Genomic DNA, 22,931 nt, shown 5'->3' with positions numbered 1-22,931 from the left:
AGCCCTGCGGACCTGGCCGGAACATCATGGCACCGTGCGCCGATCAGGCAGGGAAGGGCGGAAGCGCCTCGGAAAACAGCCATGCGTCCAGGATGTCCTGGATCTCTTCCGCCGGTGCGTAGTGGCCCAATAGGTCAGCGAATTCCTGCGTGCTCACCGTCGAATGCTGATGCGTGGCGGTCCATTGGCGAAGCATCGTGTAGAAGTCCGTTTCGCCCAGCCGCCGCATCAGAGCATACAGGGCCAGCGCTCCGCGCTTGTACACCCGGTCATCGAACATGTCCTGGGGCCCGGGGTCCCCGACCATGAAGTCCTGCGGCAAGCCTTCGAGCATGGCCCACGCGTGGCGGGCACGCTCGTCCAACGCCATCACCTGGGCTTCTTCGGAGTACACCCATTCGCTGAAGCAAGCGAAACCCTCGTTGAGCCAGATATCCTTCCAGCGCCCCGGAGTCAGGGAGTTGCCGAACCACTGGTGCGCGAACTCGTGGGCGATCAGGCGCTGGGCTTCCCACTGCAGCGACAAGTGGTTCTTGCCGAAGATGCTCAAGCCCTGGGCTTCGAGCGGGATCTCCAGTTCGTCATCGACCACGACGATCTTGTAGCTCTCGAACGGGTACGGGCCGAATTTCCGCTCGAACAGCTCGGCCATCGCCGTCTGCTTCGCGAACGCGCCGCGCACCGGCACCTCGGTTCCCGGAACCGAGTAGGCCACCAGGTGGCCGCCTTCATCGAAAGGAATCTGGCTATAACGGCCGATCTGCACGGTGGCGAGGTAGCTGGCCATCGGCTCACGCTGCTCGTAGACCCACGTCTCGCGGCTGGCCGAACGGCGATGGTCCACCAGCTGGCCATTGGCCACGACGCGGTAGCCGGCATCCGCCGAGATCTCGAAGCGGTAGCTGGACTTGTGGCTGGGGTGGTCGTTGCACGGGTACCAGGTCGAGGCGCCTACTGGCTGGCCGGAGACCAGGATGCCATCGGTGAGCTCTTCCCAGCCAAGCTCGCCCCACAGCCCGTTTTCTGCCTGCGGGCTGCCGGCATAGCGCAGGTTCAGCTCCACGCGCTCGCCGGCTTTCACCACTGCTGGCAGGGAAACGACCATCCGGTGGTGCTTCTTTGCCACCGGCACCTTGCGCCCCTGGCAGGTGGCCTTGATGATCTTCAATCCGCTGAGGTTCAACGCGACCTCATTGATATCCTCCACGGCGCGGATGCGCAGCATGGCCCGGCCATCGAGCAGGTTGCTGGCGAGCTTGATGACCAACGACAGGTCATAGTGCTCCACCGTGTACGTCGGGGACCCATGGTGCTTGGTGTACTCATCGAGTATGCGGTGGGGCATCGGCGGGGAATCCTCAGGGTTGTTGGTCAGCCGGTTGCTCGGCTTTGGTCTCGGGTTCGATGTTCCAGCGTACCGCCGGATTACCGCGCCAGTAGGTATTTGCCGGAAGCACCTCGCCGCGCAGCACCAGGCTGGCTGGCCCGGTGGTGGTGCCTTCGGAGATCCGCGCGGCGGGCAGGATGACGCTGTGCGGGCCGAGCGTTGCCCCGGCGCCCAGGGACACCGCGTCGATGGACATGATCCGGTCGTGGAACAGGTGGGTTTGCAGGACACTGCCGCGGTTCACCGTGGCGTGGTCTTCCAATGTCACCAGGTCCGCTTCCGGGAACCAGTAGCTCTCGCACCACACGCCATGGCCGATCTTTGCCCCCTGCGCGCGCAGGAACCAGACCAAGGCCGGGGTGCCCGAAGCCAAGTGGGCGAACCATTGGGCGCAGACCAGCTCGGTGAAGGAATCCACCATTTCGGTGCGCCATATGAAGGAACTCCACAATGCGTGCTCGCCCGGGCGAATCACGCCAACCACCAGCCACTTGGCGGCGACCGCCACCAGGGCGGCGACTGCTCCGGCCAGGACCAGCACCGCGCCGGAAAGCAGGATCGCGACCAGCGGGTTGAAGTAGGCGGTCAAGGCGGACAGCGCCCAAAGCACGCCGCCGGCAATTCCGACCGTGGTGAACACCGCGAGGCCACGGGTCAGCTCCCACCCCGCCCGCATCGCCTTGAGCTTCAGGGTTGGGCGGTAGGTCAGATCCGATTCGCCTTCCACGGTGGTGCGGCGCAGCTTGTGCGGGGGCGAGCCGATCCACGAGGTGCCGGCCTTCATCTTCTTCGGCGTGGCCGACAGCACCGCGATTAGCGAGCGCTTGGGCACCCGGCGCCCGGCATGCAGGATGCCGGAGTTGCCCAGGAAGGCCTTCTTGCCCACGCGAACCGGGGCAATGTGCATCCAGCCGCCACCGAGCTCATAGGAAGCAACCATGGTGTCATCGGCCAGGAACGCACCCGAGGAAATGGTGGTCATCTTCGGAATCAGCAGCACCGTGGAGATCTCCACGTCGCGGCCCACCTTGGCACCGAGCAGGCGCAGCCAGATCGGGGTGAAGAGCGAGGCGTAGAGCGGGAAGAGCAGGTCGCGGGCGGTATCCAAGACGCGTTCGGTAGCCCAGGCCTGCCAGCCAACGCGGGAAGTGACCGGATGCCACCCCTCTGCCAGGCCGATGGAAAGCAGGCGGACAATAACGATGGTCAGCACCATGGTGGCCAGGAACCACACGGTGGCGCCCAGCAGCACGGCCGGAATGAACCGCCAGCCGATCCCGGCCAGCGATTGCGCGCTGCCAAGTACCGGGGCTATGGCCAGCAACGCGGCAATCACCGGAAGCCACTGTGCGAGGTTCAACGCCATGGAACCGATGCCGCCCAGAATACGGGGCAGCGCCTTGTGCTCCGGTTCCTGCGTTGGCCACTTCGGCTTGGCCTTGCCTTCGCGCTGCGCCGGCGAACCGGCATAGCGGGAATGGCTGCGGGCCTGGCCGTAGACCGCGGATCCGGCTTCAACGATGGTGTGCGCACCGATGGCTGCCCCGGGGGCCAAGGTGCTGCGGGCGCCGATGGAGGCGTGGGCGCCGATCTCAATGGTGCCCACGTGCAGCTTGTCCCCGTCGATCCAGTAGCCCGAGATATCCACCTCGGGCTCGATGGAGGCTCCGGGGCCGACTCGCAGCATGCCGGTGACCGGTGGCAGGGTGTGCATGGTCGCGGTGCGGTCGATCTGCGCACCGAGCATCCGCGCATACCAAGGCAGCAGCGGAGCGGACGCCAAGGACACCGGATCGACCACGTCGGCGATGTGCTGGGCCACCCAGAGGCGCAGGTGCACCGAACCCGAGCGGGGGTAGGTCCCCGGCTTCAAGCCGCGGAGCAAGAGCTTCGTGGCCGCGATGGACAGGCCCATGCGCCCTACCGGGGTCACGAAGACCAGCCAGAGGCCGGCAAGCACGTACCACGGGGTCGGCAGGTGCGCCTCGAAAACACCGAGGAACACCAGCAACAGGTGTCCGAGCATGAGGTAGGTGAACCAGCGCAGGCCCGAGAGGATGAACAGCGGCGCGGCGGCCAGGGACTGCGCCCATTGGGTTCCCCGCTGGGTGCGCTTGACCATGCGCGGCTGCGCCGGCGTCGCGGATTGCTGCTGGCTGCCGAGGTATTCGAGCAGTGCGCCAAAACGCGGGTAGTCGTAGAGCTGCGCGACGGTCAGGTCCGGGTAGCAGGCACGCAGTGCCGAAACCAGCTGGGCCGCGGCCAGCGACCCGCCACCGGAAGCGAAGAAATCGGCGTCCAGGCCGGCGGCCGAAGCGCCCAGCGCGCCGCGCCAAGCTTCGGCAAGGAACTGCCCGGTCTCATCGAGCTCGGGCAGGCCGGAGCCCTCGGCAGCCAGTTCGGCGCCCGGCAACGGCCACGGCAGCGCATTGCGGTCCACCTTGCCGCTGGTCTTCATCGGCAGGCTGCCCATCACCGCCAGGATCGGCACCATCGGCGCTGGCAGGTCGGCAAGCAAGCGGGTGCGCGCTGCCCCCAGATCGTAGTTTTCCGCTGCCTGCAGGTAGCCGACCAGGACCTTGTTGCCGGTGGCGGTCTCGCGTACCGCTACCGCCGCGGAAGAAACTTCGGGAAGGGAGTTGAGCGCGGCGTCGATTTCGCCCAGCTCGATACGCCGACCGCCGATCTTCACCTGGTCATCCACGCGGCCGATGAAGATCAGCCCCAGCGGGTCATTGATGACCATATCGCCCGAGCGGTAGGCGCGCTCCCAGCCCAAGGTGGGCATCGGCGCGTACTTCTCGGCATCCTTTTCCGGATCCAGGTAGCGGGCCAGTCCCACGCCGCCGATGATCAGCTCCCCGGATTCCCCTTCGGCGACCGGGATCCCCTCGGTATCAACCACCGCCAGATCCCAACCGTCCAGCGGCAGGCCGATGCGTACCGGCACGCTGCCGTCCATGGTGGCGCCGCAGGCTACCACGGTCGCTTCGGTCGGTCCGTAGGTGTTCCAGACTTCGCGGCCTTCGGTGGCTAGCCGCCCGGCCAGTTCCGGCGGGCAGGCCTCGCCGCCGAAAATCAGCAGGCGCACCGAGTCCAGGGCCTGCGCCGGCCACAGCGCCGCCAGGGTGGGCACGGTGGAAACGGCGGTAATGGAACGGGAAATCAGCCACGGGCCCAGGTCCATGCCGCTGCGCACCAGGGCGCGCGGGGCCGGGACCAGACAGGAGCCGTTGCGCCAGGCGATCCACATTTCCTCGCAGGAGGCATCGAAGGCGACCGACAGTCCGGCGAGCACCCGGTCGGTGGTGTTCAGCGGATCGCCGGGCAGGAACATCTTCGCTTCGGCATCCACGAAGGCCGCTGCCGAACGGTGGGTGACCGCGACGCCCTTGGGCTTGCCGGTGGAACCGGAAGTGAAGATGATCCATGCGTCATCTTCCAGTCCAGGCATTCGCGGGTTCGCAAAGGGCTTGGGGCGCTGGCTATCGGCCACGACGGTATCGCGTCCCTTGATGATGCCCGCGACTTCGGCCTCGGTGAACACGGTCTTGGCGCGCTCGTCGGGGTCATCGGCATCGACCGGGACATAGGCGGCCCCAACCCACATGATCGCGAGGATCCATTCATACAGGTGCCGGGTGCCCGATTCAACGCGCACGCCGATGCGGTCGCCGGCGCCCAGGCCCTGGGCATGCAGCCGCCGGGCCTTGTTCTTGACCTCTTCGAGCAGCTCCGCGTAGCTCTCTACGCGTTCGCCGTCGTCAATGGCCGGCGCATCGGGATGAGCCTGGGCGGTGGCCTGCAGGATGTCCATAAGGGTGCGCGCAGCCGGCGCCAGGGTTCCGGAGGGGAACTGGGGTGGATGGATTGGTGCATCCGGCGCTGGAGTTCGTTCGTTGTCCATGCTGATCGGATCCGTCCCTTCACTAAGAGTGCAAGATGGGTCGCTGGGGGAGAGCGTCCCAGAAGTGAAGTGGATCCTGGAGGGGTGGAACGCAAGGGTTCCAGTCACCATTAAAGCGTGTTACGGGTTAAGAGCGGAAAAATCTGATTGAAGTGTCATGCATCTCTCAACTGTTGCGGACCGGCGGCAGCAACGAGCGCGCGGTGAATGCCGGCATCGCCCCGGTGCTCTCGGGGCAGATGCCGGCATGCCCAGCCTGCGGATGCCCGGCCATCGCTAGGGAACCAGGATGACCTTGCCGGTGGTGGCGCGCGATTCCAGCGCGGCATGGGCCGCGGCGGCTTCGGCCAGCGGGAACTCGGCGCCGATGCGCACATCGATGTCCCCGGTGGCTACCCAGCCGAAGATATCGCCGAAGCGCCAGTGCAGCTCCTGCTCGGTGGCCAGGAAGTCATCGAGCTTCGGCCGGGTCACGCTCAGCGAACCGCCGGCGTTCAGCCGCTGCAGGTTGAAGTCCGGGACCTGGCCGCTGGCCCCGCCGAAGAGCACCAGGGTGCCGCGCGGGCGCAGGGCTGCCAGCGAGGTCTCGAAGGTGTCCTTGCCGATGCCGTCGTAGACCGCGTGCACGCCCGCGCCGCCGGTGACCTGCGCGACGGTGTCCGCCACCTGGTCGTAATCCACCACGTAGTCGGCTCCGGCCGCCTTGGCCAGGTCCTTCTTTTCCTGCGTGGAGGCGGTGGTGATCACGGTGGCGCCCTTGAGCTTGAGCAGCTGGGTGAGGATCAGGCCCACGCCGCCAGCGCCCGCGTAGGTCAAGACGGTATCGCCGGAGCGCACCATGTAGCTCGAATGCACCAGGTAGTGCGCGGTCATGCCCTGCAGCGGCAGCGCGGCGGCGATGTTAAGGTTCACCGCATCGGGCACCTTGCCCGCGCGCTTGGCTTCCACCAGCGCGTACTGGGCGTAGCCCCGGGAGCCGGAGGCGGTGGCCACCCGGTCGCCCACCTGGTAATTCTGCACGCCCTCGCCGATCTGCTCCACCACGCCGGAGAATTCGCTGCCCGGGGTGAAGGGGTAGTCCACCGTGTACACGCCGCTGCGCTGGTAGGTTTCGATGAAGTTCACGCCGGTGGCCGCGACCTTCACCAGCAGCTGGCCCGGGCCCGGGGCAGGGACCGGGATCTGATCCGGGACCAGCCCGCTGGCATCGGTCGGTTCGTGAACCACAATGGCTTGCTGCTGCATAGTGCCGCGCTCCTTAAGCTGCGTGTTTCGATCCCGGCACGCGATGCCGGGACGGTCTCTAGGGCCAGTTTAGGACTTCGGAGCGCTGCGCGGGCACCGTGGGGCGGATGTCGGGTTACGTGACGAAGAATTTTATGAATATTTATTAGCCTGCATGAATATTTCGCGGTAGAATCAGGTCATGACGATTTCAGTAGCTGTTTCCGGCGCCAGTGGATACGCCGGTGGCGAGGTCCTGCGCATCCTCGCGGCCCACCCAGAAGTAGAGATTGGCGCGATCACCGCGCATTCGCAGGCCGGGCAGCGGCTCGGCTCGATCGCCCCGCACCTGCATGCGCTCGCCGATCGCGTCCTGCTGGACACCACCGTGGAAAACCTCGCCGGGCATGACGTCGTGTTCCTGGCCCTGCCGCACGGCGCATCGGCCGCCGTGGCCGCGGCGCTGCCCGAATCCACCCTGGTCATCGACGCCGGCGCGGACCACCGGCTGGAATCCGCCGAAGCCTGGGAGAAATTCTACGGCTCGGCGCATGCCGGCTTCTGGCCCTATGGCCTGCCCGAACTTCCCGGTGCGCGCGAAAAGCTGGTGGGCACCAAGCGCGTGGCCGTCCCGGGCTGCTACCCGACCGGCGCGCAGCTGGCCCTGGCTCCGGGCTTCGCCGCTGGCCTGCTGGAAGCCGACGACGTGGTCATCGTCTCCGCCTCGGGCACCTCGGGCGCCGGCAAGTCGCTGAAGCCCAACCTGCTGGGCAGCGAAACCATGGGCTCGATGAGCACCTACGGGGTGGGCGGGTCCCACCGCCACATCCCGGAAATGGAGCAGGGCTTCTCCCAGCTCGCCGGCGAACCGGTCACCGTCTCCTTCACCCCCACCCTGGCCCCGATGCCGCGCGGCATCCTGACCACCGCCACCGCCAAGGCCAAGCCCGAGGTGAGCGAAGCGCAGCTGCGCGAAGCCTGGTCCGCGGCCTATGCCGACGAGCTCTTCGTGCACCTGCTGCCCGAGGGCCAATGGCCGACCACCGGGGCGGTGCAGGGATCGAACCACGTCCAGCTGCAGCTGGCCTTCGACACCCACGCCAACCGCGTGATCGTCACCGCCGCACTGGATAATCTCACCAAGGGCACCGCAGGTGCCGCGGTCCAGTCGATGAACATCGCACTGGGACTGGAAGAAAACACCGGATTGCTCATGCAAGGAGTTGCACCGTGAGCCTCGCGCACACCAACACCCACCCATCCGCTGCCGCCACCGGGGTCACCGCACCGGCAGGCTTCGCCGCCGCCGGCGTCCCGGCAGGCCTGAAGTCCACCGGCAAGAACGACGTGGTCGTGGTCAAGAACCTCGGCCCGCAGTTCACCGCCGCCGGCGTGTTCACCTCCAACCGCGTGGCCGCCGCCCCGGTGCACTGGTCCAAGCAGGTGCTGGCCGACGGCCGCATCGACGCCGTGGTGCTCAACTCCGGCGGGGCCAACGCCTGCACCGGCGCCGAAGGCTTCGCGAACACCCACAAGACCGCCGAATACGCCGCGCAGCTGCTCTCGGTTTCCGCCGGCGACGTGGCCGTGGCGTCCACCGGGCTGATCGGGATGCAGCTGCCCATGGACAAGCTGCTGCCCGGGGTCCAGGCTGCCGCCGGGGCGCTGGCCGACGACCAGAACGCGGCCGATGCGGCCGCCGCGGGCATCATGACCACCGACACCGTGCCGAAGCTGGTCTCCCGTATCGTCGGGGCACCGGGCTCCGGCCAGGTCATCATCGGCGGCATGGCCAAGGGCGCGGGCATGCTCGCCCCGGCGCTGGCCACCATGCTGGTGGTGCTCACCACCGATGCGGTGCTGACCTCCGCACAGGCCGATGCCGCGTTGCGCGCCGCCACCGCGATGAGCTTCGACCGCGCGGACTCCGATGGCTGCATGTCCACCAACGACACCGTGCTGCTGCTGGCCTCCGGCGCCTCGGGCGCCGCCCCGGACCTGGCCGAGTTCACCGCGGCGCTGACCGACGCCTGCTGCGAGCTGGCCGCGAAGCTGATCGAGGACGCCGAGGGCGCGCAGCACACCATCGCGATCCGCACCTTCAATGCCGCTACCGAGGCCGACGCCCTGGAAGTATCCAAGGCCGTCTCGCGCTCCAATCTGGTCAAGACCGCGGTCTTCGGCAAGGATCCGAACTGGGGCCGGGTGCTCTCCGAGGTCGGCACCACCAAGGCCGCGTTCGAACCCGATGAGCTGAACGTGTCGATCAACTCCGTGATGGTCTGCAAGAACGGCGGGGTGGGCGAGGACCGCAGCCTGGTTTCGCTCGAAGAACGCAACGTGTTGATCGAGATCGACCTGAACGCGGGCACCGAGGAAGCCACCGTGCTGACCAACGACCTGACCCACGACTACGTCCACGAGAACTCCGCCTACTCCAGCTAGGCAGAAACTAGGAACACTCCCATGGCCCACACCGCCCGCACCAACCTGGGCATCGCCCAGTCCAAGGCCGAAGCGCTCATCGAGGCGCTGCCCTGGATCCAGCGCTTCGCCGGGACCACGATGGTCATCAAATACGGTGGCAACGCGATGGTCAACGACGATCTGCGCCGCGCCTTCGCCGAGGACATCGTGTTCCTGCGCCACGCCGGGATCAACCCGGTGGTGGTGCACGGCGGGGGACCGCAGATCAACAGGATGCTCGACACCCTCGGGATCGACTCCGAGTTCCGCGGCGGGCTGCGGGTGACCACCCCCGAAGCCATGGACGTGGTGCGGATGGTGCTCACCGGCCAGGTGCAGCGCGACCTGGTCGGCCTGATCAACTCGCACGGACCCTACTCGGTGGGCATGTCCGGCGAGGACGGCGCCACCTTGCAGGCAGTGCGCACCGGCACGGTCGTGGACGGCCTGCCCGTGGACCTGGGGCTGGTCGGCGAGGTCACCACCGTGCGCACCGACCAGGTGGACTCGCTGGTGGATGCCGGGATGATCCCGGTCATCTCCACCGTCGCCCCGGAATTCGACGAATCCGGCGAGCCCACCGGAGCGGTGCTGAACGTCAACGCGGATACCGCGGCGGCCGCGCTGGCCACCGCGCTGGGTGCCGCCAAGCTGGTGATCCTCACCGACGTGGAGGGCCTGTACGCCGCCTGGCCGGACAAGTCCTCGCTGATCAGCTCGATCACCAACGACGAGCTGCGCACCATGCTGCCGTCGCTGGAATCGGGGATGATCCCGAAAATGGGCGCCTGCCTCAAAGCCGTCGACGGGGGCGTGGGCCAGGCCCACATCGTCGATGGCCGCGCCCCGCACTCGATGCTGCTGGAAATCTTCACCACCGCCGGCGTGGGCACCCAGGTGCTCCCGGCCACCGCACAAAAGAAGGACGCCAAGTGAGCGAGCACGCCGCTGAAACCACCTCCTCCGCCCTGGCTGGAACCGCTGAAGCTGCCGGGCTGGCGCAGCTGTCCTCGGCCGCCCTGGCCGAACGCTACTCCAGCTCCCTGCTCGGCGTCTTCGGCACCCCGCAGCGCGTGCTGGTGCGCGGGGCCGGCTGCCATGTCTGGGACGCCGATGGCCACCAGTACCTGGATCTGCTCGGCGGCATCGCGGTCAACACCCTGGGCCACGGGCACCCGCTGCTGGCTTCCGTGATCAGCAGCCAGCTGTCCACCCTGGGCCATGTCTCGAACTTCTTCACTTCCCCCAGCCAGATCGCGCTGGCCGAGAAGCTGCTGGACATCTCCGCCGCCCCGGCCGGCTCCAAGGTCTTCTTCGCCAACTCCGGCACCGAAGCCAATGAGGCCGCGCTGAAGCTGACCCGGCGCAACGCCGGCACGCCGCAGGCCCCGCGCACCAAGGTGATCGCCCTGGAGCATTCCTTCCACGGCCGCACCCTGGGCGCGCTGTCGCTGACCTACAAGGAAAAGTACCGCGCGCCCTTCGCCCCGCTGCCCGAAAACGTCAGCTGGATCCCGGCCGGGGACATCGACGCGCTGCGTGCCGCGGTGGACGAAACCGTCGCGGCGGTCTTCATCGAGCCGATCCAGGGCGAAGCCGGCGTGAAGATGCTCTCCGCGCAGTACCTGCAGGCCGCCCGCGACATCACCCGCGAAGCCGGCGCCCTGCTGGTCTTCGACGAGGTGCAGACCGGCATGGGCCGCACCGGGGCGTTCTTCGCCTCGGCCCCGGTGATCCCGGATGTGATGACCCTGGCCAAGGGCCTGGGCGGAGGCTTCCCGATCGGCGCGATGATCGTGTTCGGCGAGCAGAACACCGCCTGGCTGGCCCCGGGCGACCACGGCACCACCTTCGGCGGCAACCCGGTGGCCTGCGCCGCCGGCCTGGCCGTCATCCACACCATCGAATCCCAGAACCTGCTGGCCCATGTGCGCGCCACCGGCGATTGGCTGCGCGAGCAACTGGCAGGCGTCGAGGGCATTGCCGCCGTGCGCGGCGCCGGGCTGCTCACCGCCTTCGAACTGGCCGCCGCCAACGCGCCGAAGCTGGTCGCCGCGGCGCTGGATGCCGGATTCATCGTGAACGCCACCGACGAGAAGACCATCCGCCTGGCCCCGCCGCTGGTGATCACCACCGAGCAGCTGGGCACCCTGATCGCGGCCCTGCCGCAGCTGATCAGGGCCGCCAGCTAGCGGCCGGCAGCAACTTCGCGACCACCCCCTGCGACAGCAAAGGACTAACACCATGAGCGCAACCCGCCACTTCCTGACCGACCTGGATTTCACCCCCGACGAGCAGTCCAAGGTGCTGGACCTGGCCGCGGCGATGAAGGCCGACAAGTACGGCTACCAGCCGTTCGCCGGCCCGCAGAGCGTCGCGGTCTTCTTCGACAAGACCTCCACCCGCACCCGCGTGTCCTTCCACGCCGGCATCGCCGAACTCGGCGGCTCGCCGCTGATCATCAACTCCGCCGATTCGCAGCTGGGCCACAAGGAGTCCATCGCCGATTCCGCCAAGGTGCTCGAGCGCATGGTCTCCACCATCGTGTGGCGCACCTTCGCCCAGTCCGGCCTGGAGGAAATGGCCGCGAACTCTTCGGTTCCGGTGATCAACGCGCTGTCGGACGACTACCACCCCTGCCAGCTGATCGCCGACCTGCTCACCGTGCGCGAGCACAAGGGCAAGACCGCCGGGCTGACCATGGCCTACCTGGGCGACGCGGCCAACAACATGGCCAACTCCTACCTGCTGGCCGGGGTCACCGCCGGCATGCACGTGCGCATCGCCGGCCCCGAGGGCTACCTGCCCGAAGCCCGCATCATCGAGGCCGCGCAGCAGCGTGCCGCGCTGACCGGGGGATCGGCCACGATCACCACCGATGCCGCCGCCGCGCTGCAAGACGCCGACGTGGTCGTCACCGACACCTGGGTGTCCATGGGCCAGGAAGCCGAGAAGGCCGAACGCCAGCAGCTGTTCACCGGCTACTCGGTGACCGCCGAAGCCATGAAGCTGGCCAAGGACGACGCGATCGTGCTGCATTGCCTGCCGGCCTACCGCGGCTACGAGATCGACGCCGAGGTCATCGACGGCCCGCAGTCGGTCGTGTTCGACGAGGCCGAGAACCGCGTGCACGCGCAGAAGGCCGTGATGGCCTGGCTGATGGTCGCCTCCGGCCTGGCCGAAGATCCACGAGTGGAGCTCTAGGATGTCCGCCCAGCCAAGCACCAAAACCGCCCGCCAGGCCCGCATCCGCGCGTTCCTGGGCAACAACTCGGTCAAGTCCCAGGCCGAGCTGCTCGGCCTGCTCAAGGACGACGGGCTGGAAGTCACCCAGGCCACGCTCTCGCGCGACCTGGTGGAAATCGGAGCGGTGCGCATCCGCGACAACTCCGGGCAGCTGATCTACGCGGTGCGCCAGGAAGGCGGGGACCGTTCCCCGAAGACCGCGATCACCCAGGAAGTGCTCGACGCGCGCCTGGCCAAGATCTGCGCCGAGCAGCTGGTCACCGCCGAGGCCTCCGGGAATATCGTGGTGCTGCGCACCCCGCCGGGCGCGGCGAACCTGCTGGCCCTGGCCATCGACCACTCGCAGATGCCCTCGATCCTGGGCTGCATCGCGGGGGATGACACCATCATGGTCACCACCCGCGTGGCCGACGGCGGTGCCGAAGTGGCCGCCCGCTTCCTGCAGCTGGCCGAACCGCGCTGACCGGCGCCGCCAGTCCATCGGGCGCTTGCCGCCGCGAACTTCTCCACAGTCCGCGGCGGCTTTGCCATGCCGGTCGAGATGGCGCCCGATGATCGGGGCATGGAACCACTTCAGAGCGCCAGCGCCAGCGCCAGCGCCACGAGCACCGCGGGACCCGCGCTGGCCGCCAGCCTGGGGACCGTGGCGCAGCAGCTGGCCAGCGGCACCCCGCTGGACGCCGCCAGCTTGCTGCGCGCCGAAGCAGCGTGCCTGTTCCTGTTCCAGAACCTCTGCGCCCAGGCCTCGGGCTGCGCCGATCCGCGCCTCGCGCTGGCCCACGCCCACTTCGCCGAAGCCTTCAGCCGGCAAGCCGCCCGCACCGTCGTCATGGCGGCTAGCCAGGTGGAGACCAGCGCCGCCCACGCCCTGGACCTCGCCGAATTCGACCACCTGCGCGCGGGCACCACCGATTTCAGCGCCCCTGCGCAATTCGCGCCCGGCCGCACCCTCTACCTCGATGCGGCCGCCGTCCTGTCCCAGATGCTGGATGTGAATTATTTCGAGGCCGACCGCCGCGTCAAGGACGCCCATCTGGTCCACGCCCGCAAGGATATCGCCGGCTCTGCCTGCGCCCCGCGTTTCACCCTGCTCGCAGAACACTTCGCCGGCACCCCCGCGCCAGGCACGCCAGTCGCAGATCCGTCCACGGAGGCCTTGCTGTCGCCGGCCGGCTGGGCTTTGCCTGGCCTGCACAGCACGCCGGATCCCCGCGAGGTGCTGAAAACCGCCCGCGCGCTGGACAAGTTCGAACCCGAAGACACCACCTTCGACGGCCTGCCCACCACGGCCACTGCCAAGGCCGCCGACGGCACCTTGCTGGAGGAGCATGCCGCCGCGCATCTGAGGGAAGACCAGATCCGCATCCGGCAGAAGCGCATCAATGGCTTGATCAAGGAGTACAAGGACGCGCACGACCAGGCTCCGACCCCGAAGCTGGGCCTCTTCCGCGGCAAGGTGGTCAACGGGGTCCATGAATTCATCGTCCGTGTCCGGGAGATCGACGCGGAACTCTGGGAATCGCTGATCACGCAGGCCGACAACAAGCGCACCAAGGCCGGCGCCGCCGCCCGCAAGGCCGCAGGCGCCGCCAGCGACAGCCCTTCCGGCGATGAGCACTGCGATACCGCAGAGCCGTCTTCCAGCGGACACCCCGGCCCGGAGCCCGACCCCGACCCGGAATCCGACGGCGGCCAGCAAGCGCCTGGTGGCAAGGCCGAGTGGGAAGAACCCGGGGAGCACCTCTGGAACAGCGACCAACCTGCTCCGGACTGGGCGGGCGTTGGCCTGCCAGCTCCTGCGGATGATACCGCGCCAGATCCCGACCCGCCGAACCCGCCGGGCACACCACTGTCGGGCTTGCCGGCAACTTGTTCGGTGCCCGAACGCCGGCTCAATGCGCTGAACGCAATCCTGCGCAATATCGGCCCCGACAGCCAGGGCAAGCGCATCACCCCCGAAATCGTGGTGCACGCGCGCTTCGAGGATCTCCAGGATCTCGCATCGCTCACCGGCATCAGCGCGCACGGCGTGCAAATTTCCGCGCCCCAGTTGCGCACCATGCTGTGCGAAGCCAAGGTGATCAGCCCGATCTACAACGCCGACGGGGTGGTCATGGATATCGGCCGCGATGCCCGGCTCTTCCCGCGCTGGATGAAACTTGCGGCCCGCGACCGGGACGGCGGCTGCCTGGTCCCAGGCTGCACGGCAGACCCGGCACTGATCGAATTCCACCACTTCAAACCGTGGGCCAAGGGCGGCCATACCCGACTCCAGGACTGCTGCCCGCTCTGCGCACTGCACCACACCATGGTCCACAGCGGCTACCTGAAACTGGTCAAGATCAAGGGCCTGCCCCATGTCATCCTGCCCAAGCATCTGGATCCGCAGCAGCTGCCGCGGCGCAACACCTATTTCGCCCGCACCTAGCTGCCCGACCTCGCAAAACTGCCGCGCCCTCGACTGGGAGTGCGCGGCAGAGTTCGTGCGTTAATGCCATTCGGATCCGATCAGGCGGCAATATCCTCCACGGCATCCAGCGAGAACGCCCGCTCGAAGGCGGCCTGGACCTCATCGGTATGCGCGACCAGGATGATCTTGTGGATCGGCGAAATATGCTTATTGGTCTCGATCCACCGGCTGATCGCTGCATGGGCGATGCTGGCAACCTGCTCAGGATCCCACCCGAACGCCCCTGCGCCAATCGCCGGGAACGCGACCGAGTGGGCCTCGTGGCGGGCCGCGACATACAGGGAGTTCACGAAGCAGTCGTCGAGGATCTTGGGGTTCGGCTTGATCAGCGCCAAGTTGGGGGCCGCGGTGTGGACGACCCACTTGGCATGCAGGTTGCCGGCCTTGGTGACGACGGCAATGCCCGAAGGAATCCCGTCGGGGTAGCGGTTGGCCCGAATTTCCCGGCAGGCGGCCAGCAGGCTGGGACCAGCAGCTGCATGGATCGCGCCGTCGACGCCGCCTCCACCGAGCAGCGAAGGATTGGCCGCATTGACGATGGCATCAACATGAAGGGTGGTGATATCACCCCGGTACAGCTGGATTTCCATTGGGTACCTCCGAAGAACGTTCCGTATCGGCTCTATGATCACACCATACGCCCGGGCGCTGAGTACTGGAAGAGGCAAAACTTAAGGTTTCCTGCGTGTTCCGGAGCCTGGCCAGGCCCGCAGAGCAGGCCGCAGTGATAAGCATGTGATGCATGAATCGGCACACCGTTGCATAAATATGAGTTGCATTGCATAAAGCTTTGCTAGAGTAGGGTGCAACGTCAATTTTCTCCGGCAGAAAGGAACGGGCCATGGCCTCGTCAACAAATGAAGGATCGCTCTGGGGCGGTCGCTTCTCCGGCGGCCCAGCGGATGCAATGGCTGCGCTGAGCAAGTCCACCCACTTCGACTGGCGCCTGGCCAGCTACGATATTGCCGGATCCCGTGCCCATGCCAAGGTGCTGAACCGCGCGGGCCTGCTCACCGATGCCGAGCTGGCAGACATGATCGCCGCCCTGGACCAGCTCGAAGCCGATGTCATCTCCGAGGCCTATGTCGCAGCGCCAACCGACGAAGACGTTCACGGCTCGCTGGAACGCGGCCTGCTGGAGCGCGCCGGCACCGCCCTGGGCGGCAAGCTGCGCGCCGGCCGGTCGCGCAATGACCAGATCGCCACCCTGGGCCGGATGTTCCTGCGCGACCACGCGCGGATCATCGCCCGCGGCGTGATCGACACCCTTGACGCCATGGTCGAGCAGGCCAAGGCGCACCCCTATGCGCCGATGCCCGGGCGCACCCACCTGCAGCATGCCCAGCCGATCCTGCTCTCGCACCTGCTGCTGGCCTACTCCTGGCCGCTGCTGCGCGATGTGCAGCGCCTGGTCGACTGGGACAAGCGTGCCGCCGTGTCGCCCTATGGTTCCGGTGCGCTGGCCGGCCAGACCCTGGGCCTGGATCCGAACTTCGTCGCCGCCGAGCTGGGCTTCGACTCGGCCGTGCACAACTCGATCGACGGCACCGCCGCCCGCGACGTGTTCGCCGAATTCTCCTGGATCGCGGCCATGATCGGCGTGGACCTCTCGCGCGTCTCGGAGGAGGTCATCCTCTGGGCCACCAAGGAATTCAGCTTCGTGAAGCTGCACGACTCCTTCTCCACCGGCTCCTCGATCATGCCGCAGAAGAAGAACCCCGATATCGCCGAGCTGGCCCGCGGCAAGGCAGGGCGCCTGATCGGCGACCTGACCGGCCTGCTGGCTACCCTCAAGGCCCTGCCCCTGGCCTACAACCGCGACCTGCAGGAAGACAAGGAACCGGTATTCGACGCCGCGGACACCCTGGAAATCCTGCTGCCGGCGGTCGCCGGAATGATGGGCACCTTGACCTTCAATACCGAGCGCATGGCGGATCTGGCCCCGCAGGGCTTCGCCTTGGCGACCGACATCGCCGAATGGCTGGTCCGCCAGGGCGTGCCGTTCCGCGATGCCCACGAGCTCTCCGGCGCTGCGGTGCAGCTGGCCGAATCGCGCGGCGTGGAACTGTGGGACCTGACCGACGAGGAATACGCCGGCATCTCCGAGCACCTGACCCCGGCGGTGCGCGAGGTGCTCTCCACCGAGGGTTCGCTGAACGCCCGCAACGGCCAGGGCGGCACCGCCCCGAGCGCGGTAGCAGCGCAGCTCGCCGAGTTCGAGCGACAGCTCGACCAGATCAAGGCCTGGGCCAAGTAGCACCGGGCAGGGCCAAGCGGCCGCCGCGCGGGAAGAATCCTGCCCGGCGGCCGCTTGCGCGTTAACCACGGCTTCGAGCCCTTGCGCATTTGCGCCCGGTTCGCGCTAAAGTGTGATTCATGACTCGACTCCTGGCCCCTGCCGAACTCATCGCGCAGGTCACCACCGCATTGGATGAACTTTCCGTACAGGTGCGGGAGGTTCCCGACACCCAGTACAGCAAGCCCAGTTCGCTGCCGGGCTGGAGCACCGCCCAGCTGATCGCGCATCTGGCCTCCTTCGCGAAGGCCGCCGTGCGCCAGTTCGAGAACGCCGGAGCCCAGCGGCCGCCGCTGATGTACGACGGGGGCGCCGAGGGCCGGATCGAGGCGATCAACATGACCGCGCTGATGCGCCCGGAGTCCCTGCGCGCCTTGGCCGCCGACGCGTTGGCCCAGTTGCGCGCCACCCTGCCTGGTGCCGAAGCCACGTGGGAGCAGCCGGTGGGGTACCGCCCGGGGGCCAAGGCCGCGGACCTGATGTACGCGACCTGGCGAGAGATGCTGATCCACGCCACCGACCTGGACGAATTCCTGCGCCCGGCCGCCAGCTGGCCGCCGGCATTCAGCGCGCATCTGTTCCGGGCGCTCGAAGCCCGCGTTCCGGAAGGAACCCGTCTGGTGCTGCAGCCGCATGGCAAACCCCGGATGGTGCTCGGGGACGGGGCGAAATCGTGGGTGCTCTCGGGTGCCGATTTCGACTTGGCCGCATGGATGGCCGGACGCCCTGCGGCCGGGCCGGTGCAGGTTACCGCGGCCGCCGACGGGGCCGCGGACCCGCAGCTGCTGCCCTGGCCCAGCGATCGCTTGATGAACCGCTAGCCTGGATGGTTAACCGCCGTACCGCATGGACACCGCCCAAAATGTGCTCATGATTATGCACGATCGTGCGGCGTGCGGCGCGCGGAGGGACTAAAATTACTAGGCGTGACTACTTCTGAGAGCATTAGCGACCTGCTGGATCGACTGTGCGAGATCGTGCCCGACTACCCGCAGCCAGGGATCTCCTTCAAGGACCTCACCCCGGTCTTCGCCGACCCGACCGGCCTGCGCCGCATGGTCGACGAGCTGATCGCCCCCTTCGAGGGGCAGTTCGACATCGTCGCGGGCCTCGAAGCCCGCGGTTTCGTGCTGGCGGCGGCCGCCGCCTACGCCTCGGGGAAGGGCATGCTGACCATCCGCAAGGCCGGCAAGCTGCCGCGCGAGGTCTACCGCGACGAGTACACCTTGGAATACGGCACCAGTTGCCTGGAGGTGCACAAGGACGAGATCGCCCCGGGCACCCGCGTGCTGATTCTCGACGACGTGCTGGCCACCGGCGGCACCGTGGGTTCAGCGGTCCGCCTGCTGGAGCAGACCGGTGCCAGGATCGCCGGCGTCGGCGTCGTGCTGGAACTCGATGGCCTCGAAGGACGGGCCAAGCTGCCGGGGCACAAGGTGCTCTCCTTGCAGGTCGTCCACTCCTGAGCCGGGCAGCGCGGTGCCGAAGCGGCAGCCGGGAAGCGGCGCGCAGGTAACAAACCGCCACGCTTCCACGCCGCTGGCGAACAGCCCGGCAGCGGGCCCGGCCAGCGCTTGGCACCGGTGCGCGCGATTACCTGCGCCGGGCCAAAGGCGCGTATCATTATCTGTCCTGTGTTTTTACGTGGGAACCGTTTTACGTAGGGCCCTGTGCTTTGCGCAGGGGCACATTTTGAGCGCGAGGGGAAACTGGGTTGACCGATACGATCGAGGCCGATCTGTTAGCTGAATCCGACTATGTGGGCCGCCTGTACGCGCGGCTGGACGAGTTGCGCGCCGAAAAGGTGGAGCAGCTTGAGCGCACCCGGGCCCAGGGGGCGGTGGGCACCTTCCAGAACATGTCCGAACGCGACTCTTTCGCCACCCTCTACGAGGACCGGATTGCCCAGCTCGACGCCGTCGAGGACCGCCTGGTCTTCGGCCGCCTGGATATGGCAGCCAACGGCCAGGGGCCGGAAGCCGGCAACGGCTCATCCTCCGGCACTCCCCGCTACATCGGCCGCATCGGCCTGTCCGACGAGGACCTGAACCGGCTGATGATCGACTGGCGCGCCAGCGAAGCGGCCCCCTTCTACCAGGCGACCGCGCTGAATCCGCGCGGGGTGCGCCGCCGCCGCCACCTGATGCTCAAGGGCCGGACCGTGGCCGGCATCGAGGACGACGTGCTCGACGAGACCTGGCTGGATGAGGGGCACACCCACCACGGCGAGGGCGCGCTGATGGCCGCTTTGCGCGAGAAGCGCACCGGCCGCATGGGCGATATCGTCGGCACCATCCAGGCCGAGCAGGATGCGATCATCCGCGCGCAGCTGCCCGGCGCCGTCGTGGTCCAGGGCGGTCCGGGCACCGGCAAGACCGCCGTCGCCCTGCACCGCGCGGCGTTCCTGCTCTACGAGTACCGCGAACGGCTGAAGAACGCCGGGGTGCTGATCGTCGGCCCGTCCACTTCCTTCATGCGCTACATCGAGCGCGTACTGCCCTCGCTGGGCGAGACCGGCGTGGTCATGTCCTCGGTGGGCGAGCTCTACCACGGCATCCACGCCGTGCCGGAAACCAACCGCACCGTCGCCCGGCTCAAGGGCCAGCTGTCCATGGCCAGGGTGATCGCCACTGCGGTGCGCAACCGCCAGCGGCTGATTCCGGAAACCCGCACCCTGGTGGTGGAGGGAACCCGCCTGACCCTGACCCCGAAGATGGTCAAGAACGCGCGCGAACGAGCCCGCCACACCCACAAGCCCTACAACGAGGCCCGCGAAACCTTCGTCAAGGTGCTGGTGGGGGACCTGGCCGAGCAGTTGCGCCGCAAGCTGGAGGAATCGGCCGGGCAGTCCTCGACCACCGACCGTTCCTACCTGCCCCAGGAAGTGCGCGAATCGCACGATGTGCGCGTGGCGCTGAACCTGTGCTGGATGCCGATGACCCCGCAGCAGCTGGTGGCCGAGTTGTTCGCCACCCCGCACCTTTTGGCCGCCGCGGCCCCGCACCTGAAGGAAACGGACCGCGACGCCCTGTATCGCCGGGCCGGCTCGCCGTTCACCGAGGCCGATGTGCCGCTGCTCGATGAGGCGTCCGGGCTGCTCGGCGAGTTCGCCGACCCGCTGGCCGGCACGCACACCGCCCAGTACGAGGCCGACGTGGAAAATGCCAAGGCCGCGCTGCGCAATATGCACACCATGCTGGAAAACGCCGGCATCGACGGAGTGGTCACCGCTGAGCAGGTGGCCGGAGTGAACCAGGAAACTGCGGCCCGGCTCACGGCCGCTGAACGCGCCGTCGCCGATCGCACCTGGGCCTACGGGCACATCGTGGTCGACGAGGCGCAGGAGCTTTCGCCGATGCAGTGGCGCCTGCTGGTTCGCCGCTGCCCGATGAAGTCCTTCACCATCGTGGGCGACATCGCCCAGACCTCGGCCGCCTCGGGCGCCAGCAGCTGGTCCCAGGCCCTGGAGCCGTTCTTCGGTGAGCGCTTCGAGCTCGAAGAGCTGACCGTCAACTACCGCACCCCGGCGCAGATCGCCGACGCGGCGGTGCGCGTGGCCCAGGCCGCCGGCCTGCGGATCACCACCCCGCAGGCGGTCCGCGAAGGCGACTGGCCACCGGTGCTGACCAAAACCACCGAGGCCGAAGTCCAGGATGCGGTCCTGGCCGCGCTGGGCGAGGAGCTGGAGTACTCGGCCGGGGGACTGCAGGCGATCATCGTGCCTCAGCAGGATCTGGCCCGCATCCGCGCGGCGGTCCAGGACGTGCATGGCGACCGCGTTGGCGCCGGTTCGGGCGGATTGAGCCAGGACATCGTGGTGATCACCGCGCGCGAGTCCAAGGGCCTGGAATTCGACGGCGTGCTGATCCTGGAACCGGCCGAGCTGGTCGACGAGGTGGACGGCGGCGTGGGCGATTTGTATGTGGCGATGACCCGTACCACCCAGCGCCTGCGCGTGGTCCACACCCGCGAACTGCCTGAAGGCCTGGAAGGCTAGCAGCGCACCGCGGGGTCGGCTATGTGACCAAGGGGCGGGCCGGGGAAGTGGCACGAGCCTGCCACCAAGCGATAACCTTAAACCCATGCGCCGGGAAGGCAACCCCAACTCCCGGTGCGATCACAGGTGCACGCAAGCAGCAACGCGGGCACTCGGGGCAGAACGAAGACAGAAAATGGTCACAGTGAGCATGTCTGATACGAAGCAGAATCCCGTGATTGCGGGACAGAGCAACGACGCATCTTTCGAGAACGTCTGGCAGGAACTCAAGTGGCGCGGCCTGGTGCACGTGTCCACCGACGAAACCGAGCTGGAACGAGCCCTGTCCGAAGAGTCTGTGACCTACTATTGCGGGTTCGATCCCACTGCGCCGTCCCTGCATCTGGGCAACCTGGTGCAGTTGCTGAATATGCGCCGCCTGCAGCTGGCCGGCCACAAGCCGCTGGCCCTGGTTGGCGGTTCCACCGGCCTGATCGGCGACCCGCGCCAAACTGCGGAGCGCACCTTGAACACCAGGGAGACGGTGACCGAGTGGGTCGCCAAGCTCCAGGCGCAGGTTTCCCGCTTCCTCTCCGATGAGGGCGAGAACGCGGTGCAGCTGGTCAACAACCTGGACTGGACGCAGCAGCTGTCGGCCTTGGACTTCTTGCGCGATGTGGGCAAGTACTTCCGTGTGGGCACGATGATCAAGAAGGAGATCGTCGCCGCGCGACTGAACTCCGACGAGGGCATCAGCTACACCGAGTTCTCCTACCAGGTGCTGCAGGGCTACGACTTCCTGGAGCTGAACCGCCAGTACGGCTGCACCCTGCAGACCGGCGGCTCGGACCAGTGGGGCAACCTGACCAGCGGCACCGACCTGATCCGCAAGGTCCAGGGCAACTCGGTGCACGCCTACGGCACCCCGCTGATCACCAACTCCGACGGCACCAAGTTCGGCAAGTCCGAGGGCAACGCCATCTGGCTGGATGCCGAAATGTGCAGCCCGTACACCTTCTACCAGTTCTGGCTGAACACCTCCGACGCGGATGTGATCGACCGCTTGAAGGTATTCACCTTCCTGACCCGCGAGCAGATCGCGGAACTGGCAACCGAAGTTGCAGAGCGCCCGTTCAAGCGCGTCGCCCAGCGCACCTTGGCCTGGGAAGTCACTTCCCTGGTTCACGGTGTGCAGGCTACCGAGCAGGTGATCGCCGCTTCGGCTGCGGTCTTCGGCAATGGCGATCTGGGCGCGATTGATCTTCCTACCTTGGAATCGGTTATCGCGGAGCTGCCTTCGGCGAAGGTTGCTGCGGACGATCTGGGCATTTTGAATGTCCTGGTTGCCTCTGGCCTGAGCAAGTCATTGTCCGAAGCACGCCGTACGGTCACTGAAGGTGGCGCCTACGTCAATAACGGCAAGGTTGGCGGCATCGAAACTGAACTGGCCGAGGCGGACTTCCTGCATGGCCGCTACGCGATCGTGCGCCGCGGCAAGAAGAACATGGCAGTGGCTGAACTGGCCAAGTAGCGCCCAGTAACTACCGCACTACACGAAACCGCCGGAAAAGCTTGTGAACCAAGACACTTTTCCGGCGGTTTTGTTGTACCTAATTATGATAATCCCTAGTCAAGGTCGGATTAGTGGCTGAAATTCGACCCGTAGGCCGATTTTGCGTCGTGGCTGAACCCGTGTAGAGTTTTATCTCGCGCCGCTGATCCGGACAGCCTGAAAGGGCGAAACGGAAACGGCGGGGTGAACAAGACTGAAACGTCGAGTTGACAACGGTCAACTTGGTGGTAGGCTTGTAAAGTTGCTCCGGAGCGAAGCAGTCATCGAAGGATTGGTGGTTGTGGTGTCGAGAGTGTTTGTTGTTTGAGAACTCAATAGTGTGCCAAGTTTGTTGATACCGAATATTTTTATTTGGTGAATACATAACATTTGCTTGAGGCATTGCA

At 67.0% G+C, this 22,931-nt stretch carries 16 protein-coding genes; 12 read left to right on the top strand and 4 right to left on the bottom strand.

Annotation, left to right across the window (positions count from 1 at the left end):
- Positions 1–43: 43 nt before the first annotated feature.
- The 3 genes from ACIOU9_RS06245 to ACIOU9_RS06235 form a co-directional block, all read right to left on the bottom strand.
- Positions 44–1,345 carry a M1 family metallopeptidase gene (locus tag ACIOU9_RS06245; RefSeq protein WP_105658136.1) on the bottom strand — a complete coding sequence of 434 codons (1,302 nt, stop codon included), beginning with the start codon at positions 1,343–1,345 and terminating at the stop codon, positions 44–46.
- 13 nt (positions 1,346–1,358) lie between these two features.
- Complete coding sequence (locus ACIOU9_RS06240) at positions 1,359–5,294, bottom strand: Pls/PosA family non-ribosomal peptide synthetase (RefSeq protein WP_105658135.1); 3,936 nt, start codon at positions 5,292–5,294, stop codon at positions 1,359–1,361.
- A gap of 276 nt (positions 5,295–5,570) precedes the next feature.
- Complete coding sequence (locus ACIOU9_RS06235; protein ID WP_402696339.1) at positions 5,571–6,539, bottom strand: quinone oxidoreductase family protein; 969 nt, start codon at positions 6,537–6,539, stop codon at positions 5,571–5,573.
- Positions 6,540–6,720: 181 nt separating this feature from the next.
- On the opposite strand from ACIOU9_RS06235, the gene argC reads away from it, so the two are divergent.
- The 7 genes from argC (at position 6,721) to ACIOU9_RS06200 (ending at position 14,658) form a co-directional block, all read left to right on the top strand.
- Complete coding sequence (gene argC / locus ACIOU9_RS06230) at positions 6,721–7,752, top strand: N-acetyl-gamma-glutamyl-phosphate reductase (protein ID WP_332487948.1); 1,032 nt, start codon at positions 6,721–6,723, stop codon at positions 7,750–7,752.
- Complete coding sequence (argJ, locus tag ACIOU9_RS06225) at positions 7,749–8,963, top strand: bifunctional glutamate N-acetyltransferase/amino-acid acetyltransferase ArgJ (RefSeq protein ID WP_105658133.1); 1,215 nt, start codon at positions 7,749–7,751, stop codon at positions 8,961–8,963. The genes argC and argJ overlap by 4 nt, the downstream gene beginning before the upstream one ends.
- Positions 8,964–8,984: 21 nt before the next feature.
- Positions 8,985–9,920 carry an acetylglutamate kinase gene (gene argB, locus ACIOU9_RS06220; RefSeq protein WP_332487952.1) on the top strand — a complete coding sequence of 312 codons (936 nt, stop codon included), beginning with the start codon at positions 8,985–8,987 and terminating at the stop codon, positions 9,918–9,920.
- Positions 9,917–11,176, top strand: coding sequence for an acetylornithine transaminase (locus tag ACIOU9_RS06215; RefSeq protein ID WP_402696337.1), 1,260 nt, complete (start codon positions 9,917–9,919; stop codon positions 11,174–11,176). Before argB ends, ACIOU9_RS06215 begins: the two co-directional genes overlap by 4 nt.
- A gap of 52 nt (positions 11,177–11,228) precedes the next feature.
- Positions 11,229–12,188 (top strand): ornithine carbamoyltransferase, encoded by a 960-nt coding sequence (gene argF, locus ACIOU9_RS06210; protein WP_105658130.1) that lies wholly within the window; start codon positions 11,229–11,231, stop codon positions 12,186–12,188.
- A 1-nt stretch (position 12,189) separates the two neighbouring features.
- Positions 12,190–12,693, top strand: a complete 504-nt coding sequence (locus ACIOU9_RS06205; RefSeq protein ID WP_332487954.1) for an arginine repressor — start codon at positions 12,190–12,192, stop codon at positions 12,691–12,693.
- Between the two features lie 99 nt (positions 12,694–12,792).
- Positions 12,793–14,658 (top strand): HNH endonuclease signature motif containing protein, encoded by a 1,866-nt coding sequence (locus ACIOU9_RS06200; RefSeq protein WP_402696335.1) that lies wholly within the window; start codon positions 12,793–12,795, stop codon positions 14,656–14,658.
- An 80-nt stretch (positions 14,659–14,738) separates the two neighbouring features.
- Here ACIOU9_RS06200 and ACIOU9_RS06195 read toward each other — a convergent pair whose 3' ends face one another.
- Positions 14,739–15,290 carry a macro domain-containing protein gene (locus tag ACIOU9_RS06195; protein ID WP_105661899.1) on the bottom strand — a complete coding sequence of 184 codons (552 nt, stop codon included), beginning with the start codon at positions 15,288–15,290 and terminating at the stop codon, positions 14,739–14,741.
- A gap of 251 nt (positions 15,291–15,541) precedes the next feature.
- On the opposite strand from ACIOU9_RS06195, the gene argH reads away from it, so the two are divergent.
- From argH to tyrS, 5 genes are all read left to right on the top strand, one after another.
- The gene (gene argH, locus ACIOU9_RS06190) at positions 15,542–16,957 is read left to right on the top strand and encodes an argininosuccinate lyase (RefSeq protein ID WP_105658126.1); all 1,416 of its coding nucleotides are present in this window, start codon (positions 15,542–15,544) and stop codon (positions 16,955–16,957) included.
- 119 nt (positions 16,958–17,076) lie between these two features.
- Positions 17,077–17,817 (top strand): maleylpyruvate isomerase family mycothiol-dependent enzyme, encoded by a 741-nt coding sequence (locus ACIOU9_RS06185; RefSeq protein WP_105658125.1) that lies wholly within the window; start codon positions 17,077–17,079, stop codon positions 17,815–17,817.
- A 105-nt stretch (positions 17,818–17,922) separates the two neighbouring features.
- Positions 17,923–18,462 carry an adenine phosphoribosyltransferase gene (locus ACIOU9_RS06180; protein WP_105658124.1) on the top strand — a complete coding sequence of 180 codons (540 nt, stop codon included), beginning with the start codon at positions 17,923–17,925 and terminating at the stop codon, positions 18,460–18,462.
- Between the two features lie 248 nt (positions 18,463–18,710).
- Positions 18,711–20,993: a HelD family protein gene (locus ACIOU9_RS06175; protein WP_402696333.1), complete on the top strand. Its 2,283-nt coding sequence runs from the start codon at positions 18,711–18,713 to the stop codon at positions 20,991–20,993.
- 190 nt (positions 20,994–21,183) lie between these two features.
- The gene (gene tyrS / locus ACIOU9_RS06170; RefSeq protein WP_105658122.1) at positions 21,184–22,503 is read left to right on the top strand and encodes a tyrosine--tRNA ligase; all 1,320 of its coding nucleotides are present in this window, start codon (positions 21,184–21,186) and stop codon (positions 22,501–22,503) included.
- The last annotated feature ends 428 nt before the right edge of the window (positions 22,504–22,931 follow it).

It is taken from the genome of Glutamicibacter sp. NPDC087583 (genome assembly GCF_044743685.1).
GTDB lineage: Bacteria > Actinomycetota > Actinomycetes > Actinomycetales > Micrococcaceae > Glutamicibacter.
The sequence above is the reverse complement of the archived record's forward strand: the minus strand, read 5'-3'. Positions and strand labels throughout refer to the sequence as shown.

What these genes read in the sequence shown, in the direction of transcription:
- ACIOU9_RS06245 (WP_105658136.1), bottom strand. Translation starts at nt 1,345, where the DNA reads ATGCCCCACCGCATACTCGATGAGTACACCAAGCACCATGGGTCCCCG.
- ACIOU9_RS06240 (WP_105658135.1), bottom strand. Translation starts at nt 5,294, where the DNA reads ATGGACAACGAACGAACTCCAGCGCCGGATGCACCAATCCATCCACCC.
- ACIOU9_RS06235 (WP_402696339.1), bottom strand. Translation starts at nt 6,539, where the DNA reads ATGCAGCAGCAAGCCATTGTGGTTCACGAACCGACCGATGCCAGCGGG.
- argC (WP_332487948.1), top strand. Translation starts at nt 6,721, where the DNA reads ATGACGATTTCAGTAGCTGTTTCCGGCGCCAGTGGATACGCCGGTGGC.
- argB (WP_332487952.1), top strand. Translation starts at nt 8,985, where the DNA reads ATGGCCCACACCGCCCGCACCAACCTGGGCATCGCCCAGTCCAAGGCC.
- argF (WP_105658130.1), top strand. Translation starts at nt 11,229, where the DNA reads ATGAGCGCAACCCGCCACTTCCTGACCGACCTGGATTTCACCCCCGAC.
- ACIOU9_RS06205 (WP_332487954.1), top strand. Translation starts at nt 12,190, where the DNA reads ATGTCCGCCCAGCCAAGCACCAAAACCGCCCGCCAGGCCCGCATCCGC.
- ACIOU9_RS06200 (WP_402696335.1), top strand. Translation starts at nt 12,793, where the DNA reads ATGGAACCACTTCAGAGCGCCAGCGCCAGCGCCAGCGCCACGAGCACC.
- ACIOU9_RS06195 (WP_105661899.1), bottom strand. Translation starts at nt 15,290, where the DNA reads ATGGAAATCCAGCTGTACCGGGGTGATATCACCACCCTTCATGTTGAT.
- argH (WP_105658126.1), top strand. Translation starts at nt 15,542, where the DNA reads ATGGCCTCGTCAACAAATGAAGGATCGCTCTGGGGCGGTCGCTTCTCC.
- ACIOU9_RS06185 (WP_105658125.1), top strand. Translation starts at nt 17,077, where the DNA reads ATGACTCGACTCCTGGCCCCTGCCGAACTCATCGCGCAGGTCACCACC.
- tyrS (WP_105658122.1), top strand. Translation starts at nt 21,184, where the DNA reads ATGTCTGATACGAAGCAGAATCCCGTGATTGCGGGACAGAGCAACGAC.